Origin of the sequence: Metallosphaera sedula DSM 5348 (assembly GCF_000016605.1) — an archaeon.
Classification (GTDB): Archaea; Thermoproteota; Thermoprotei_A; order Sulfolobales; family Sulfolobaceae; genus Metallosphaera; species Metallosphaera sedula.
The window spans coordinates 730,468-747,537 of the sequence record NC_009440.1 but is presented as its reverse complement, the minus strand read 5'-3'; the positions used below and the strand labels follow the sequence as shown (position 1 = coordinate 747,537).

The window sequence follows — 17,070 nt, the reverse complement described above, 5'->3', positions numbered from 1 at the left end:
GATCACCTCAATCTGAGAAATGAAAAATCACCCTTGACTTGAAGGATCGGTCGCAAAACCGAACCTCACCTTGTAGTTGCCTATGGTGTAACCTGGTGCCAGGGATCCTGGCGATACGTAGCTCCATATACTTGTGGAGGTCATGTTGTTGGCATCAAATCTCAGGTGAGGCACATTCACAGGTTGTGCAAAGGTCGGGGTAGATGGGGAGTTGCTGACAGATATCTGACCTCCCATTTGGTTAAGTATAGTGGATAGAATATCCTGGTTTGAGAAGTCCTGGCCCATGTACACGAACTTGTTAGCTGTGACCTGTACCTGTGTCGCAGAGGACTTACCCACAATCTTTATCCTGCTATCGTGCCATGAAGTTTGACCAGTGATCGGATCTAGGTACATGATTGGGAACGCCTTGTCCGTTGTCGGAGAGAGTTGTCCTCCCCTAGATGGTGGCATGTAGGAGATATTGGCCCAGTTATTTAGAACGCTATACTTCACCTGCGGAGACTCAGCAGTCTGTCCCCTGAATCCAGGTAGAGCCTGGGCAGATACTACAACCCAAGCTGCACCGGGCCTGGTGGCATTATCCAGGAATGCCACAGCTGTCAATGTGGTTCTGAGACCACCGCTCCAAGGTTCGTTTATTGCCTCAAACTGGACCATGTCACCGCTCTGTATCCCCATGCTCTGCACGTAGGGGTCTGCGGAACTTAGCATGACTGGAGTATAGGGCATGATAGCAGTTAACCATGGAACATTGAATGACCAAGTGTGATATGTCCTGTCGTGCCTTCTCACAAAGAACGTTAAGGGATACTCATTCTCATTGATCCCGTCTGATGTTATGTTGGAAGCCCAAGCTGGTGGTGGATAATACCCTCCGAAGGGTCTGTGATAGTCCAGTATGTTCTTTGCCAGAGCTTGACCATAGCTGTCATTCGGCAACACGGACTGCACCTTGAAGTTGGAATTTCCAGTCAGCTGGTAGTAGTAATAGTAAGCTGCATTGTATCCTGTCCACTTTCCGGCTGCAGCTAACCTGAACTTCTGGAGGTATTCCAAGTAAATCCTGTGGACATACGGCAGTCCAATGGGTCCATATCCTCCTGGCATATAAGCGCCCCATCCCAGGAAGTAGAACATGTTTACGTTTCTCATGTACCTTATGGAAGGAGGAAGAACGTACGCTGCGCCTCCCTTTCCTACCTTGACGTATCCAGGATTGATGTCACTAAGGGACATGTTAGGAGCGTACTTGCTGATGATATTCTGTAATTTTGTTTGAAGGCCCGGCTGGAACTTGACCGGAATCCTGAAGTAGTGTTCTGTACCTGAGGACCTGTCGCTTGCCCCAATCTTGTATGTAGGCGCTGTGGAGAAGGTCTGACCAGATGGCACACTACTTAGTATCTGATTAATAACACTCTGCTGATTAGAGGAGGCTGGGACGAAGGAGGCGTAGAGCTTTAGTTGCTGTGGGTTTGGTACCTGTTTACCCTCTGAGTCTGCAAGGATATACTCGAAGTTACTTCCATATCCCGCTAGTAACGTTCCGGACTTCAGAATATACATTGCAGAAGAGATTAGACCAGGTTGACCTTGAGTCAGTATTTGAGTTCCTGTTATTGGGTCCGTAACGGAGACCGGGCTTACCAGATTTCCACCTGTTATTGGATCTTGGGTAGTGTAGTGAGGATTATCGGTAGGTGTTATGGATTTCTGCCCTGGATATGCCCTAAGTAACCATAGAAGGGTCAGTAACGTGTCCCCTGTAGATAGGACCGGATACATGGATGGTAGTGCGGGCCAGTTCAAGGAATCGGAGGGACCTTGTGGTAGACTGGTGGGTCTATCAAAGGTGCTGTGGAAACCATATATCTCGAGGAAGGATAGGTCTGGCATCACCAGGTCTACAACGTTGTTAGTCTCCTGCATGAAGAGATCGAAGCTTATGGTAAATGGAATTACATAATTACCATCGCTACCCTTCTCTGTGACCTTCTGTAATAGGTCGGTCAAAGTGTAGGCATTGTTCCAGTAGGGAGCAGTAATGTACCACATCATTGCGTTAACGGTATACGGAATAACCTGGTTGGGATTCTTGTTAGCGAAATATGTTGTGTAAGCAACTGCTGAAATGGACCTCTGCGTGGAAAGAGGCATCTCCCAGCTGTAACCTCTGTCGATGAGTAAGGGTCTTCCAGTACTGAATAGTACCAGATCATCTGGTCCATCAGGATATCCGTAGGGACCTGCACCCACGACAGTGACTTTCTTTATGTCAACGGTGCCATCATTATAGATGTACTCCGTCTTGAGGAAGCCAGATCTACCCTTAGGTATCGTAACGTTCATCCCACTTATAGCTGAAGCTATGTTGGGGTCAATCTGTGGAGAGTTAGCTAAGGGATGCGGAGGTACAGCATGACCAGGGAAGTAGTGCGGATAAGGATACTTATAAAGATCGGCACCAGGGTTGTCCCAGGCACCCAGGGCCAGCACAAGGTAATAGTAGGCAGCTGAGCTCATGAACCCATTGGCATGAGCAGCTAGACCTCTCATGAAGTAAATCGAGACAGGTCTTCCCACAACATGATCGTGATACCTACCTAGGTAGTCAACCCATTGAGCTGGTTCGTAGATCGACTTCTGGAATGCGACAGTCGCAAGCTCATTGGCAATTCTAACTATCGTGTTATGGGGAATACCAGCGAGCTCAGCAACGTTAAGGGCTCCGTATTGTGGTGAGGAAGATGAAGGTGTATATGGATCGTAGTTGAGAAGCTCGGCCCTAAATAGCTCGAACGCAGTCGTAACGGTGAGCGTTATGGTCTCAGAGGAACCTAAGGCCTTGGGAACTGTGACCTGGATAGCTGGTACTTTCACTGACGTTCCATTCTTTAGCTTGTAGGGAACCTGCACAATGCTTGACTGCATGCTTGAGGGAAGCTCATCCATGGTTAGGATTGGCATCACGTTTTTCTGCCATGGAGTGTCCACATAGGAGTAAACGTTGCCGTCATTCCCCATAATGGCCTCTAGCCATGGATGAGCGCCACTGTACTCTGAGTTGTTAACGGGCATCCTCAGGTGTAGCCCCACGTTATTCCCTGCAGTCGGATCTGTGGGATCTAGGGCGTCACCGTTCTGCGGGTTAGGGTTCACTATGACGAGCCAGGACATGTTGGTGTAGTATCTCAAGAACTCCTCGTCAATATGCGGGAATACGGCGGTGCTGGGAATATCACCTAAACTGGGTATAGCCTGCACTTGACCAGATGGGGTAACCGTCTGCATCACCAGTTGGCCAGAGGAGGTGTCGTATGCAGGTTGCACCGGCGTCAAGGTGATCGGGTTAAGGACCGTTGGACCTTGTCCCGTGGAAGCAAGATAAGCCTTATACACGTAATAGTGGAAGTCAACCAAAACCCTTATCCATCCCATGGCCAATGCTCCGTCCATGGCTGGATTGATGAAGAGGTGTTCATCAGAAACAGAGTAGAAACCGAACCTTTCAGGGGCAATTGTAACCACTTTACCTCCATTCTCCCTTATCCTCGCAATGATCCTTCTCATCCAGTTGGGGAAGTGATCTCCAGCTAGACCTGCTAGAATGAAGTACTGAGCCCTCTCCTCGTCAGGTCCAGCGTACTCCCACACTGGAGCACCAGTAACGTAAACTCCTGCAGTGTAGACGTTCATGGAGCAGAATCCACCGTGTGCCCCGGCGTTAGCTGTACCATAATTGCCTGCAAAGAAGCCTGCGGTAATTCCTGGGATTAACTGATCCCTTCCCTGCATGAAGACTAGGGAGTGCGGATTTGTCTCCCTAATCTGCATTAGACCTTGGAAATTAGCAACCCCTAGTTCCTGTGGGGTAATTCCTAAGTTGCTCCAGCTCTTGGCTGAGGCACCATTAACCAGTATGTCGAAAGCAGTGTCGTAATCTATGGCCATCCACTTACCTGAACCCCTATCCCCAGCCCTAAGGAGAGGATACCTTAACCTAGCTGGAGCGAAATAGTAATAGACGTCTGATGCCCCTCTAGGGCATACGCCACCGTCATTTATGTGCCACCCTATGGTACCAGTGATGAACCTCGGGAATCCCGTTGGAGTTCTCACTATCTCTAGGGCGCATCTTCCGAGACACTGGAAGCAGTTGGAGTAGACTATCTCGTCGCTGGGATAATTAAGGGTATAATTTGTCTCAGAGAAAGTATCAAATATTTTCTTAGCCACCGAATTTCCGCCTAGGATGAGAGCCGTTCCTAGAGCAGCCGCACCGCTTACCTTAAGAAAGTCCCTTCTGGACAATTTCAAGTGGCTCATTATTTATCTAAAGTCGATTAACTTGCCTAGATTATTTAAGAACTCACTTCATTTTATCGATATTTCCATCTGGAGATATTTTCACGTTCAAAAGGTTCTCAAGAGTTGACCTAATCGAGGGATCCAGCTCTATCGCAGTCCTAATCTCCTGTGATGGGTCCTTGCCCATCTCCTTAAGTATTGACGCCTTCAATGCATGATAGATAGCCTTCTTGCCCTTGGCAATCGCCATATCCACGTAGAGGAGGGCATCATCCATCATCTTCAAGGTGTAGTAACACAGGGCAATGTCGTAATAATGATCTGGGTTGTCAGGTTCGTAATGAGAGGCTATCTTGTACTCGCTCAACGCAAGCTTGTGATAACCGGTCTCGAAGTAAATCTTTCCCTTGAGCGCATGAAGCTTTGGATCGTCCTTCTTGAAGGCGAGTGCCCTGTTAACTTCGGATAGGGCATCTAGCTTGAGTCCCATATTGTAGTAGGAGAAGGCCTTCATGATACGAGCATCCACATTCCTAGGATTTACCCTGAGAACCTCTGCCAGTTCAAGGTTAGCTTCCTCATACCTTCCCAGTTTAAAGAGTAGTCTGGCCTTCACAAAGCGATGTTCAGAGGAGTAGGGTATTATGCTTAGGACTTCATCTATCGTGTTCAGGGCCTCGTCTAGCTTTCCCAAGCTCTCTAGGATTTCTGCCTTCGACGACAAGATCACGTAACTGAAGGGAAATTTTTCCATTCCCTTGTCTAATATTCTCAAGGCCTCATCGACTTTCCCTAATCTACGTAAAATATCTGCCCTCAAGACGAAGGCCTCTACGAGTTCCACATCTCTCAGTATGGAAAGCGCCTCATCCAATCTGTTCTCCTCTATGAGTTCCTCCGCCCTATCTAGGATATCTTCCACACATAACTCTACTCAAGGGAAGAAAAAAGGATTAAGGAAAATATGTTCTAGCGAACATATCGGACACGTGAAATGAAACTTTATTTAAATAAATAATGTAAACCAGTGAATCAGATAAAGATGGGTCTATTTAGCGCACCTTCTCCAGGGACTTCCTTCGGAATACAAGCACCGATAATACAGATAAATCAGTACCCGTTGTGGAGCGAGTACGTAGCTCTCGCGTTGTATTTTACGGAAATCGCGGGAATGCTGATGGCAATTATAGGTCTCATGGAAGTTACAGGGAGGTTCACATCTTTCACTAAGAGGGCTTCGGTGGTTACGTTTATTGCAGCCATTTTGGCTCTAGGTTTCTTCGATATGGATCTAGGGAGACCTTCCGCTGCGATAACCTCGCCAATTGAGGCGTTTGCCAACTTTGGACACTCGTGGATGGCTAGGGGTATAATCTTCGTCGGCGGACTCTTGCTCTTCTCCTTCCTTTACATGGTAGTAAGCCTGGCTAACATGAAGAGCAGGCTGATTAGGGGAGTAATAGCGGTTATAGGAGTTTTCGCAGGTATTTTCTCCACGACGTATAGCGGCTTTGAATTGGCTGCGACCACCGGAGTACCCTTCTGGAATAACGGCGGAATTCCTGCACTGTATCTAGCGGATGGAATATTTGCTGCTACGGGTTTAGCTTACCTTATTGCCTTAGTTGGTAAGAGCGAGGAAATGATTAGGGCTAGGGTAACGTTAACCAAGCTACTTATGTTTTCTAGCGTTGCTGAATTAGCCACGTGGTTCCTCTTCATGGCATCTGTTAACTTCATTTACGTCTTCGATCAGGTTGCCTATAACTACCTAGTCTCCCAGGCATCTTTCTACGCAGACATGGCCCTTACTGCGCTCACATTAGTGATATCTGGAGTAGGCTATCTAAGCATTAGTGGTTTACCAATGATGGGGATGAAGGCACAGGCTCCGTCTAAGGCAGTCGGGCAGATGCCTATCATGGACTTACCCACAGCAGTGAAGTATCTAGTAGTAGTGGCAGCGATATTTGCACTTGTTGCGGGCTACCTAACTAGGGCTGATATACTTTTCGCAGGTCAATACGCCTATCAGCTTGCCCCCATGACTCCGTTCCAGATCGTAACCAACCAACCAGTCCCAATAGGAAGCTTCGGGTGGAGAGGATAGATTAAGTCAAGTATTATTCTTTTTTATCTTAATATTATTCCCTTTTTCCAAGACTTTTCCAACGAGAAAGGTTGGAAAACCCGCTTTTTCCGCCTCATCTAGAGAAGTTTCTACGTCACTCCTATCCCCTATGACAAGGAAGAGTAACTCAGACTGCATGGGATCCTGAACAAAGGGGGATATGGCCTCGACCAGGTCAGTGTACCAGGGAGCGGGTACCTCAATTTCCATGGAATATCCTAGGTCGAGGATTCGTGGAAGGTTTAGAATACCACTTCTAGTCAAGTTCACGGGGTAGACCCCTTGCAGTCTTAGGATTTTGGTGGCTCTCTCGAGAGACTCCTCCGCTAGTTTCTCAACATTTTCTATGCTTATACCCCTTCTAGAGAAATATTCCATGGCACCATTCATAGCTCTATACAATGCCTTAACGGGAGCTAAACCGCCAGGCCTATTTATCATGCCAATAACCATTCCCTCCCTGATTGAGGGAAGTCTGTCCACCGTGCCCCACGAGAAACCTGCTAACTCATCCACTATCTCAACCCGAGGATCCATAACCCCAAAAGTCGTGACCGCGTTACTTAAGATAGCCCTTAGTATATCCACGTTTCTTTCAGGGCGCAAAACATCCACAAAGAGAAGACCTTCAACTCCAGCAATCGTTACCCTGTCAGGATCCCCTCGTATTACTTTTTCATGAAGGCCATCCTTAAGGGAAGGATAGAAAAAGGAACATCCCGAATCCTCCTTACTTCCAAGTTTTACGCAGAGCCTTATCTCACCTTCGCCTGGCGAAAGGAAATAAACAGGGGAAGGATGCCTTCTCTGACACCCACTCAAGATCACAACGGGATGTACACCCTTACGCATCAAGGAAGAGGAATTGAATAAAAACCTCCGTATATCCACTACTTACTACCCTTAACCTCTGCCTTAACAACAGAGTTAATTAAAGCGCACTTATGAAACAGATGAACCCCATCCTCCTTACAATCAGCTGCTAACGCATATGGCTCTCCATTCTGATCAAAACTAAGTACCGCCTTGCAACCTGAGGGTAGTACTACTGAGGGGAAAGTGCGGAGGATAAACCTTGCTAGAACGTGTTGACTTGGCTCGTCTAGATCCCTAGCTCTGGGTAGCATGAGGCTTATGACTGAAAGGGGCTGATTGAAACATATGCTCATGGGAGATATTTCAAACCTTCTCAAGAAGTCTTGAAGTGACCCAAGGAAACTTCTCAACTCCTCAAGAGATCCCTCATATTTCCACGCGTCTTTCAGGTTTTGTAGAGCAGTTTCACGTATGGATTGCCTCTTAGTTAGATAGTAGGCCATTACCAGCCCCCTAGGGGTAATGCTAAACTCTCTGCCATCCTTGGTGATCAGCCCTAGGGACTTCAGTTTAACCAGAACTCTCCACACTGTGGACGCAGGAATCCCAGAGATCTTGGATAGTTTATAAGAGGATATGTGTAGCATTGCTACCATAAGCTCCAGTACCTCAATGTCCTTGGGATCTAGGAACAACACTGACATTAATAATGAATATTTTGGTCTAACTTATATAGTTTTTATCCTAAGAAGATTAATCAACATAAAAGAATATTTATAGAGAATATTTTCTCCTAAATTATTCACCTTTAAGTACCTGAATCTCCATTCTGTCCATGAAACTAAGGTAAATGGGACATTCCATCTTAACCTTGGCCACTAGGTCCTTAAAATCCTCTTCATCACAGTCCTGGCTACTTACTTCCAGGATTATCTTAGTGAACCTATAGATGCCTGTCTTCAGGAATTTCTCGTCTAGAACATATCTAGCCCTCACCCTGCACTTGAGCTTTAATCCTTCCTTCTCAGCCACCGAGTAGATGGAATTGAAGATGCAATGGGGAATGGAAACTAGAAAGGCCATCAGTGGACCGTCACCATAGAAGTCCTCCACGGGCTTTATTGTGGTTCCCAGTTGAACCGATGGGGAGTCTGGGCTTCCAAAGAGATTAATGGTTATTTCCATAAACTTCTTCTAGAGGAAAACGGTTTAAATTCAACTCATATGATCACTTGCCTATTGTGAAACCATTTGAGTTATTTCCTTGAACTTATCTGGATTGCCCAGTAGGATCAGCGTTTGTCCAGGCTTCAACACTGTATCCTTGGAAAAGTAGGGGTTAAGCTTCCCACTGTCCACAATAATGATGGGCACGACATCGCTGGGAAGGGACGAAATCTTAACCTCTTTTTTAATGTCAAAGAACCCTACCACCATATCTGCCTTCCTGTCCATGGTGAAGATGACTCCACCGACATTCCTGGCAATAGAGGCAGCTGCAGTTATCCTCCCGATAATGTCCTCGTAGGGGATAACCTCGTCCGCTCCAGCAGTCCTGAACACGTCTATGAGAGAGTCCTGCTTCACTACACAGATAGTATTGAGGGGAGGGTTAATTTTCTGAACCTTTAGGGTAACAAGAAGTGTCTTGGTATCGTCCTCCATGGCAATGACAGCGGAGGAGGCTGAAGGAATTCCGGCGCTCATGAGATCCTTCTCGTCCTCGGGGTTTCCAAGGATTACCCTGTCTCCCTTCAATTGTTCCAAGACTTCCTTGGAGCTAGTGAGTACTATATACTCCTTTCCAAGTCTTTCCAACCTTCTGGCCGCGCTCACTATCACCCTTCCAGTTCCTATGAGAACGATGTGATCCTTCAAGTGAGATCCCCTCCATCTTGCCCTGGCATCTGCCCACGAAGACCTTCTAACTACCGTGTTCACCATAGATTGGATAATGCTAGTATAAAGGCCTACTGCCATGATTATAGTCACGACCAGTAGAAGTTTCTCGATGGACGGCATTTGATTAATGTTGGGTGCGTAAAGTCCCACCGTGGTAACAACGTTTACTCCAGCGTAAATCGCAGAGATCCAGTCCAGGTGTTGATAAGTCACGAATATCACAGCATTGGAAAGTACGACTAGAGCTAACATTATGACTTGGGGAAGAATTTTCCTGAGGACCGAATAAGGCGCGACCATGTACTCAAGGATATCTAGGAGGACGGATCTCCATGTCATACTTCATCCCATCAACCCGAGGGTCCAGAAGTCGTGAGCGTTACCTCCACGGTTCTCAAGGCGAAGTCGCTTGAGCTTTCAAGAGCCATAAACTATGACAAAGTTTAGAGGATTTTAAACATTTACGAACTCCACGCTCTTAGGTTCCTTATCCAAAATCCTCCAAATCGAGGTTCACGTCAAGTTTATATATATGGATAGCCTATCCATCTTCATGAACTCAAGGCTTGTCGTTGGAATAGCTGTTGCCGTGGTTGTTCTAGTTGCCTTCTCTACAGCATATCTCTTAGACCGAGGACCTACTTACCTACCTAGCTATCATGTACAAAGAATTGTGTCACTAGCTCCAAGCGATACGCAGATCTTAATCTCATTGGGGTTTGGGAAACAGATTGTGGGAGTTGACTCCTACTCCTTTTCCCTCCTAGAACTTGTGAACGCAACGAGGTACTTACCAAGTAATGTCACCGTATTGAATGAGGGGGAGTCCATTAATGTGAGCGGTTTAATTTTGTTGCATCCGTCCCTTGTGGTGGATGAGGAAGGCCTCCTAGGAAGTAACTTGAACCAGTTGAGGGAAGCTAGTTTGAACGTAACCCTAACCAATAACGATTACGCTCAGAACTTTACTCAGATAGAGAGCTCCATCCTCAACTTGTCGAGTTCATTAGGGGCTAGAAGCCAGGGTGAAAGGTTAGTTTCCTGGATGAACTCAACCCTGGAGAAATACGTCTCTCACGGAAATACCAGTGTGGCCTACCTAATATGGATATGTCCCAACTACGAGTTCTACACCGCTGGTGGGAACGTTTTCATAAATAACGTAATAGACGAAGCTGGGGGCGTAAACGTGTTCGCTAACCAGAGCGGATATCCCCTACTGGGCCCCTCATCCTTGACCTTAGCCAATCCGCAGGTCATTGTGGTCCAGGAGATTTACAACGTGAGCTATACAACCTACTTGATAAACCACATACCTGGAATCACCTCGACTAGGGCCTATCAAGATCACAGGATATACATCCTGTCCGAGAATTTACCCACAGACCTGCTAAACGAGCCAGGTCCCCTCGCGGTATATGGAGTTGGAATGATGAAGGAGATCATTCAGGGAAACTCGCCCACTTACGTTAACTCGTCCTATGTCATGAGGGAGTTTAACGTGACCCTGCCGGTGTTCTAGGGTGTGGAAAGGGATTACTCTCCTTGCGTTGAACGTGGGGATCTTCTTTCTCGCCTTAGTTCTTGGTGAGGTATACATACCCCTTTCCTACGTCTTTCATCCATCTGGAGCTTACGGTTACATCCTGGTTCAGATACGCATACCTACTGTTCTTGCGTCTGCACTCGTGGGATCAGCCTTGGCTGTTTCCGGGGCAATCATGCAGTTACTTCTGAGAAACCCTCTCATGGATCCCTACATTAGTGGTACAGCTTCAGGTGGTGCCTTTGGGGCAGTTCTTGCGTATTATCTCCTGGCGTTTAACCTGCCTTTCTCCTGGATTGCGTACATTTCCCCTGTAGTAGCCTTCCTCTTCTCCATGGTCTCCACGACGATCACCCTGATGATTGGAAGGAAAACCGGAGTGTATGGGATAGTGATTGGAGGGGTAATAGTATCATATGTGTTCTCGTCATTGATCTCCATACTTTTGACGTACCTACAGGAGAAGTTCCCTCAAGTTCCTCCATTAAACTTCTGGTTACTAGGGGAGATAGAGGTCGTCGGATGGACCTATGTAATAATTCTCTTAGTTCTGGTTCTAATCCTAGGAGTTTTAGGAACTTACACTTCCAGGATGATTGATTTAGCATCAATAAGCGATGAGCTAGCCCTCTCGAAGGACGTTGATCCCCATAGATTTAGGACAGCATGGATATTGTTAATTAGCCTGGCTACAGGGTTTATCGTATCCTTTGCAGGAATAATTGGCTTTGTGGGAATAATAGTTCCACACTTGGTCAGAAGGATCGTCTCTGGAAGCGCGTCCCAGCTAGTTCCCTACTCCCTGGTATTAGGAAGTGTGATTATGATGTCAAGTGAGATAATCTCCAATGGGGCCTTAGGTTTCAAGATTCCTTTCACTGCTATCACCTCTATCTTGGCTTCGCCCATAATGATCTATGTGCTGGTGAAGGGCATTGCTAATACGGGAAGTTAGAGTGAGAGTAGGCAGAAGTCAACTGTCCAGCATGGACATAGAGCTATCTAAGGGTGTAAATCTAGTCCTGGGTCAGAATGGGGCTGGTAAGACAACTCTACTTAGATCGATCATTGAAAGTCTGCGCGGGAGTAGCGTACATAAGGGTTATATGCCCGCGGAGTTCTCGTCTCCCGAAATACCAGTTAAGGATGTATTGCTGGCAGGTACTAGAAACCCCCTGGAGAATTATCTCGAATTCTCAAAGGAACTGGAGATCACCCACCTTCTGGATAGGACATTCTCGACCCTGAGCACAGGTGAGAAGAAACTAGTTCTCGTTGTTAAGGCCCTAAGTGAGGGTCAACTCGTCCTAATGGATGAGCCAACCTCGGGTCTCGATGTGAGGAACCAGGCCAAGGTAATTTCCTTAGTGTCTAGATTGAGGAGCGAGAAGGACTTTCTAATTGCTACACATGACCTGAACTGGATTGAAAGGGCTGATCAAGTCATTGTCATGAAGAAAGGGAAGATAATATGGCAATCATCTCCGGATTTGCTGAACGAACAGGTGTTGGAAACAGCGTATGAGTGCAGGGTGAAAAAAGTAAATATAGACAATAAAAAGATGTTTATCTTAGATTTTTAGCTAGCGTAAAGTACGTAGTCGGGGTAGATCTGATAGAGTGGGATCGCCACCACCCAGCCGTAACTGTTAGTTAGATACATTGTGCTTCCGACTATCACGGGGTTAACTATGCCGAACCTTCCGCCAACATAGTACTGTTGCAATAGTTCACCGTTGTGGGGGTTCAACACGTAAACGTAAGGACCTCCAGCTACCCACAGCAAGTTGTCGTAATAGGTTGCTCCACCCCTGGGTCCACCAGGAGCCTTTGGTGGTAATCCTATCCCGTTAAGCCTGGTCTGCCACAGTATTTGGCCATTAGTGAGATTTAGGGCAAACTCCTTACCCAGTGAAGGAGAACCTACGTAAACGGTGTTATTGTAAATCATTGGGATTGCCCCTTTGAATGCTGGTGGAGTATAACCTCTGCCCAGATTTGTCACCCACAGAACGTGGCCGTTAGTTGCATTCACCGCAAGAACCATGGTGTCAACTGTTCCATTGGGCTCGGCGTTTGCTACAGTTGACTGCACAACGATACCTGCCTGCTGATCCACAGCTGGGGGCACATCTCCCATCCCTGTATTGAATGGCTTATTGGGGGCAGGAAGAGATGCATTCCATACCTCTTTCCCTGTCATTCCATTAACAGCGACCAGAAGTCCATATGGCTCAGTCAGACTTGTGAATCCAGCAATGAATAAGGGAGTGCCGTTAGGCAGAACGTAGTAGTTTACACTACTCATGCTATCAAACAGGCCTGGCATCATATCCTGCCATAGGACCTGTCCTGTGGTCGCATTAACTCCTATGAACTCCCCACCACCGTCTGAATAGGCAAGGATTCCGTTATAAACCGCGGGTGCTGGCATTGCCTCTCCCATCGTGAACCTCATCCATAACAGCTCACCGTCAGTGGCATTAAACGCGTAGATGGCTCCATATGCCATCCCCCTGTGAATCGAGGAGAATTGCCCCTTCTCGTAGTGAACGAAATTCGCGAAGTTGAAACCAACATCTCCCACAGTCACATACACTATCCCGTTGTAAACGATGGGGTTATTCATCGCGTAACTGGCTAGTCCTGTGGCATACCACACTACCTGTCCGTTCAGAGGATTCACTGCGAAGATACTTCCTGGTCCGCTATCCTCTTCCACAAATAGTAAATTATCGGCCAATGTAACGCCCAACGGTTCTCCCACCATTTGAGTTAACATTACCAGTGCGGACCTTGTTCCCATGACGCTAGCACCGGGTAACATACTCTGTGGAGCAGTCATGGGAATGAGGGCTGCACCAGCCATATGGGCAAAATCCTGTTGCCAGACAACACCCTGAATTAACTCGGTGCATGTGGTCGTAAGGGCTGCATTGTGGGACTGGCCACCGTTCGTAACTCCCCAATAACTTGGTAGATCCAGATTCTGACTCGTTGCATTAGCTGGATAATACACGACTTTCACCTCATACGGGAAATAGGTTGTGTTATACATGTCGTAAGTCCTTACAATGGGTTGAGGTATTGGCGTTATCACCGAGGAAAAGAACTGTATCATGGGAGCTCCTAGGAAGGAACCAACTAAAAACACGGAAACTAACGCTATGGCTACGAGTATTCTATTCATTAAGCCTCAATGAATTTTCCTCTTTTTATTCGTTATCTATTTAAAAGAGAATAATTTAGTTTTCATTGAATTAAAGGAAATTAATACCAGAGTATTTATTAGGATTATCATCCTGTTCACCTATTATCTAGGTCCGTTCACTGGTTATAACTCAACTCGTTAATTTGACGCAAGAAAACTCTCACTCCTTCATCCTCAAGATAAATATCCCTTGAATTATACAGCAAGCTTGAGCCAGCATGCAATATAGGCAAATCGAATTCAGAATCACTTCAGTAAAGATTAGGTAACCAGAGAAGATGACCCCGAGTGCCCACCAATATTTCAACACGGACCCAAACTTTAGCCAAAGCGTAATGCTCATCGCGAAAAAGAGAACTCCCAGCAGTGGGTCTGGAACTCCCAGGAAGTGAGAAAAAGCGCTGAACTCAACTCTGCCACAGTCAATGTAGGCAGACACGTTACAGAAGGGAGGGGGTCTCTCAGTCTCTGTAAGATAAAGGAGATAGGAAGAGTCGATTAAACCGATTATTGAAAGCCCTAAACCTATCCTTCTCATTTATTCCACCATTGCACTATTTTCTTGAGATATACCCTTCCATCCTCGATGAAAATATTGTCGTGAGGGCAGGCTTCAATGCACCCCCCTGCTCCAATGCATTTAAAGGCCTTGAACTCTTGCTTCTTTATAAACGAGGCTCTCATGTCTGTGAGTCCCACGGGACAGGCCTTGGCACAGTCTACAGTTCTACATTGCAGGCAAGTTGTCGGATCCCTTACCTTGAGCTTAAAGGGGCCCAGGTATCCAAAAAACAGGTTAAATGTTCCCCAAGCACACAGGCCATTGGTTACACAGGAATAGTCTCCTAAGAGCGGGGCTAAGATGAACTGAATATACCATGTAAAGTTGAAGTACAAGGACGTGAGGAAGACTGTAGGGTCATTATCTAGAATGTAAAAGTTTGTAAGATGAACCTGGTTCAGATAGGAGAGTATGGCAAATATCATTAAATTCGTCCAGACCAGGATTGAGGTAATCTTAAACACCGGAGAAAGCCTTGACGTGAGGGTTTTCCTCCCTAGAGCGGAAGTCCTATTGAAGGTTTTAAGACCGTCATGAAAACCCTGTAACATGTAAGGTGCAGTGCAGGTTACGGAGCAGATCTGTCTTCCGCCAAAGAGGTAAGAGAGCAATGCAGTTACGGCATAGGTGCCGAGTATCCCGGTGAAGAGAGATGGTGTTACAGGTCCAAAGGTCCCAAAACCATTGAACCATGAGTAGGGTATTTTAGGGAAGATTGACTGAAAGGGTGAAAAGAAGGGCAAATAGATACTATATATCCAGTACGAGGTGAACATGAGGGAAAGCCTCACCTTATTCCCTGTCCTTTTCGTCTTGATTATTCTCCAGGTTAGAGGAACTCCAAGCCATAACCCAATCAAAACCATGAAGGATGGTGAGGAAGCTATTGCCTCAAATGAAAGAAGCAAGTTCCACAGGATATTAATTCCTACCCAGGGACCTATGACTACGTTAGATATAGAGCTTGGTCCCATTATCACCAATGAAGCAAGGAAAATGGATACAAAGCCCTCCAAAAGTAGAATCAAGGAAACCTTGGCTGAGGAATTGAGCCTTGTCATGACTCTTCCTCCAGTAACAAAATAAACCCCATAGAGGAGGGGTAGCATCAATTGCCAATATGGTAGAAAGGAGTACAGAGTCCAAGATATGGCAGTTAACAAAAACCCTCCTGTTATTCCCAAATCGATTCCTGTTGTCTTATTGACGTTCATGTATAACCTCAGAAAGTAATAACCTAAACATAGATAGAACGCGATCCAAAACTCGATTTGAAAATCTTGAAGAAAGGGAACCAGGGTAAAGACTAGGGGGAATACACCGCGAATCCATCCGTCTCTAAATCTAGTAGTATAAAGTACAGCCAGAACAATGGAGACGGCTAGATCAAAATAATAAAAATCTATCACATTATAAAAACTGAAAATAAATGAAGAGAACATTATACTTCAAAGTTAAAGAGCCGATTAAAAATGATATAATAGATTTGTTAGAAAACTTCTAACATTTTAATGGATCTGGCAATCCAGTTGTATTCAAAAAATTCTTCTCCATCCTTAATAGGCTAAATCTTTCACGTGGTTTAATGAGTTCCAAAAAAGCAGTCTCAAATGTGATATTCGCGGCCGTAACCATTATCTTGGTTATAGTGGCCGCTATAGGGTTCGGACTCTATGCTACAAAGCCACCAGTAACGAAATACGTCAATGTGACCCAACCAGTATATGTAAATAAGACTGTACCGGTCTACGTAAATAAAACGGTCTACGTAAACAGGACGGTTCAAGTACCTACTCCATTACCTTCTTCAGGAGCATTTTTGAATGGACAGGTAATATCGTTCCACTATACTGCGCAGTTCTCATGCAGTCCTGCACTGACCCAGTTCTTCCCCAATGAGACGCAGGCTAATCAAGTTGCCATGGGTTGTGAGGTAGGTGCAGCACCTAACTCCTCACAATTACCGCCAGGAGCAGCTCCAGTCTACGTGGTAGTTCCGGCTTTTGCCGGACTATCCATTTTCGGAGTTCAGAAGCTAGGAGCTAATCCGCAAGGATTCCCAGTCTTCACGTACAATAACCAAAGCTACACGATCTTAACCCAATGCGGAGCTGCGGATACCGAATCTGCATGTGCTGACCACATGACCTACATATATTCACCAGCATTCACAGTAGTTGAGAAATACCTAGGAATAAATAATGGTGTATTTGGACTTCCTGAGGGAGTTTTACCAACACCTGCCCACGAGCATGTTGTAACGTTCTCCACTAACTCTTCCATACCGTGGTACATTGTAGTGGTACTAGACTTCAATCCCAACATATTTCCCAACCCACTAACTGGGCAATGTCAGACAATCGTACCGTCAAATCAGAGCGATCCGACAGGGCTATGCCTTAACTCATATCAGAACATTCAGAAGGCAATGGGCACGTATGATAGTGCCGTAATGACAGCAAATCAAGGGAACCCCATATGGGAAGCTCTGGGGAAGCCTGGAGTCGACGTCATATCTGTTCCAAGCAACATGATACTGTACTTCAGCGATCCGAACGTCTATCCGTATCCATCATAAATCTTTTTTA

Annotated in this window: 14 protein-coding genes; 5 read left to right on the top strand and 9 right to left on the bottom strand. The window is 46.1% G+C overall.

What is annotated here, in order from left to right:
* Positions 1-27 precede the first annotated feature (27 nt).
* A complete protein-coding gene (locus MSED_RS04145; protein WP_012020776.1) occupies positions 28-4,332 on the bottom strand; it encodes a twin-arginine translocation signal domain-containing protein in 4,305 nt (1,434 codons plus the stop codon).
* Between the two features lie 43 nt (positions 4,333-4,375).
* Positions 4,376-5,236, bottom strand: coding sequence for a tetratricopeptide repeat protein (locus MSED_RS04140; RefSeq protein WP_012020775.1), 861 nt, complete (start codon positions 5,234-5,236; stop codon positions 4,376-4,378).
* Positions 5,237-5,356: 120 nt separating this feature from the next.
* On the opposite strand from MSED_RS04140, the gene nrfD reads away from it, so the two are divergent.
* Positions 5,357-6,424: an NrfD/PsrC family molybdoenzyme membrane anchor subunit gene (gene nrfD / locus MSED_RS04135; protein WP_012020774.1), complete on the top strand. Its 1,068-nt coding sequence runs from the start codon at positions 5,357-5,359 to the stop codon at positions 6,422-6,424.
* A 6-nt stretch (positions 6,425-6,430) separates the two neighbouring features.
* On the opposite strand, the gene MSED_RS04130 is transcribed toward nrfD, so the two are convergent.
* The 4 genes from MSED_RS04130 to MSED_RS04115 all read right to left on the bottom strand — a co-directional run bounded on the left by MSED_RS04130 (position 6,431) and on the right by MSED_RS04115 (position 9,502).
* The gene (locus tag MSED_RS04130; protein WP_012020773.1) at positions 6,431-7,297 is read right to left on the bottom strand and encodes a hypothetical protein; all 867 of its coding nucleotides are present in this window, start codon (positions 7,295-7,297) and stop codon (positions 6,431-6,433) included.
* Between the two features lie 38 nt (positions 7,298-7,335).
* Positions 7,336-7,965 (bottom strand): IclR family transcriptional regulator, encoded by a 630-nt coding sequence (locus tag MSED_RS04125; protein WP_012020772.1) that lies wholly within the window; start codon positions 7,963-7,965, stop codon positions 7,336-7,338.
* Between the two features lie 94 nt (positions 7,966-8,059).
* A complete protein-coding gene (locus MSED_RS04120) occupies positions 8,060-8,446 on the bottom strand; it encodes an OsmC family protein (protein WP_012020771.1) in 387 nt (128 codons plus the stop codon).
* 51 nt (positions 8,447-8,497) lie between these two features.
* Entirely contained in the window at positions 8,498-9,502 is a 1,005-nt protein-coding gene (locus MSED_RS04115) for a potassium channel family protein (RefSeq protein WP_012020770.1), read from the bottom strand.
* Positions 9,503-9,716: 214 nt separating this feature from the next.
* Between MSED_RS04115 and MSED_RS04110 the strand changes: the two genes are divergently transcribed.
* Genes MSED_RS04110 through MSED_RS04100 form a run of 3 tightly spaced genes read left to right on the top strand, consistent with a single transcriptional unit; the run spans position 9,717 to position 12,292 of the window.
* Positions 9,717-10,685: an ABC transporter substrate-binding protein gene (locus MSED_RS04110; protein WP_048060270.1), complete on the top strand. Its 969-nt coding sequence runs from the start codon at positions 9,717-9,719 to the stop codon at positions 10,683-10,685.
* A gap of 1 nt (position 10,686) precedes the next feature.
* Positions 10,687-11,664 carry a FecCD family ABC transporter permease gene (locus MSED_RS04105; RefSeq protein ID WP_012020768.1) on the top strand — a complete coding sequence of 326 codons (978 nt, stop codon included), beginning with the start codon at positions 10,687-10,689 and terminating at the stop codon, positions 11,662-11,664.
* On the top strand, positions 11,645-12,292 hold the full coding sequence (locus MSED_RS04100; RefSeq protein WP_048806913.1) for an AAA family ATPase: 648 nt from the start codon (positions 11,645-11,647) through the stop codon (positions 12,290-12,292). The genes MSED_RS04105 and MSED_RS04100 overlap by 20 nt, the downstream gene beginning before the upstream one ends.
* Here MSED_RS04100 and MSED_RS04095 read toward each other — a convergent pair.
* From MSED_RS04095 to MSED_RS04085, 3 genes are all read right to left on the bottom strand, one after another.
* On the bottom strand, positions 12,289-13,899 hold the full coding sequence (locus MSED_RS04095; RefSeq protein ID WP_012020766.1) for a PQQ-binding-like beta-propeller repeat protein: 1,611 nt from the start codon (positions 13,897-13,899) through the stop codon (positions 12,289-12,291). The two genes, MSED_RS04100 and MSED_RS04095, sit on opposite strands and share 4 nt — an antisense overlap.
* 181 nt (positions 13,900-14,080) lie before the next feature.
* The gene (locus tag MSED_RS04090; RefSeq protein WP_012020765.1) at positions 14,081-14,458 is read right to left on the bottom strand and encodes a vitamin K epoxide reductase family protein; all 378 of its coding nucleotides are present in this window, start codon (positions 14,456-14,458) and stop codon (positions 14,081-14,083) included.
* Positions 14,455-15,645, bottom strand: coding sequence for a 4Fe-4S binding protein (locus MSED_RS04085; RefSeq protein ID WP_235579889.1), 1,191 nt, complete (start codon positions 15,643-15,645; stop codon positions 14,455-14,457). The genes MSED_RS04090 and MSED_RS04085 overlap by 4 nt, the downstream gene beginning before the upstream one ends.
* A 422-nt stretch (positions 15,646-16,067) precedes the next feature.
* On the opposite strand from MSED_RS04085, the gene MSED_RS04080 reads away from it, so the two are divergent.
* Positions 16,068-17,060, top strand: a complete 993-nt coding sequence (locus MSED_RS04080; protein WP_012020763.1) for a hypothetical protein — start codon at positions 16,068-16,070, stop codon at positions 17,058-17,060.
* The last annotated feature ends 10 nt before the right edge of the window (positions 17,061-17,070 follow it).

What these genes read in the sequence shown, in the direction of transcription:
- MSED_RS04145 (WP_012020776.1), bottom strand. Translation starts at nt 4,332, where the DNA reads ATGAGCCACTTGAAATTGTCCAGAAGGGACTTTCTTAAGGTAAGCGGT.
- nrfD (WP_012020774.1), top strand. Translation starts at nt 5,357, where the DNA reads ATGGGTCTATTTAGCGCACCTTCTCCAGGGACTTCCTTCGGAATACAA.
- MSED_RS04130 (WP_012020773.1), bottom strand. Translation starts at nt 7,297, where the DNA reads ATGCGTAAGGGTGTACATCCCGTTGTGATCTTGAGTGGGTGTCAGAGA.
- MSED_RS04125 (WP_012020772.1), bottom strand. Translation starts at nt 7,965, where the DNA reads ATGTCAGTGTTGTTCCTAGATCCCAAGGACATTGAGGTACTGGAGCTT.
- MSED_RS04120 (WP_012020771.1), bottom strand. Translation starts at nt 8,446, where the DNA reads ATGGAAATAACCATTAATCTCTTTGGAAGCCCAGACTCCCCATCGGTT.
- MSED_RS04115 (WP_012020770.1), bottom strand. Translation starts at nt 9,502, where the DNA reads ATGACATGGAGATCCGTCCTCCTAGATATCCTTGAGTACATGGTCGCG.
- MSED_RS04110 (WP_048060270.1), top strand. Translation starts at nt 9,717, where the DNA reads ATGAACTCAAGGCTTGTCGTTGGAATAGCTGTTGCCGTGGTTGTTCTA.
- MSED_RS04095 (WP_012020766.1), bottom strand. Translation starts at nt 13,899, where the DNA reads ATGAATAGAATACTCGTAGCCATAGCGTTAGTTTCCGTGTTTTTAGTT.
- MSED_RS04090 (WP_012020765.1), bottom strand. Translation starts at nt 14,458, where the DNA reads ATGAGAAGGATAGGTTTAGGGCTTTCAATAATCGGTTTAATCGACTCT.
- MSED_RS04080 (WP_012020763.1), top strand. Translation starts at nt 16,068, where the DNA reads ATGAGTTCCAAAAAAGCAGTCTCAAATGTGATATTCGCGGCCGTAACC.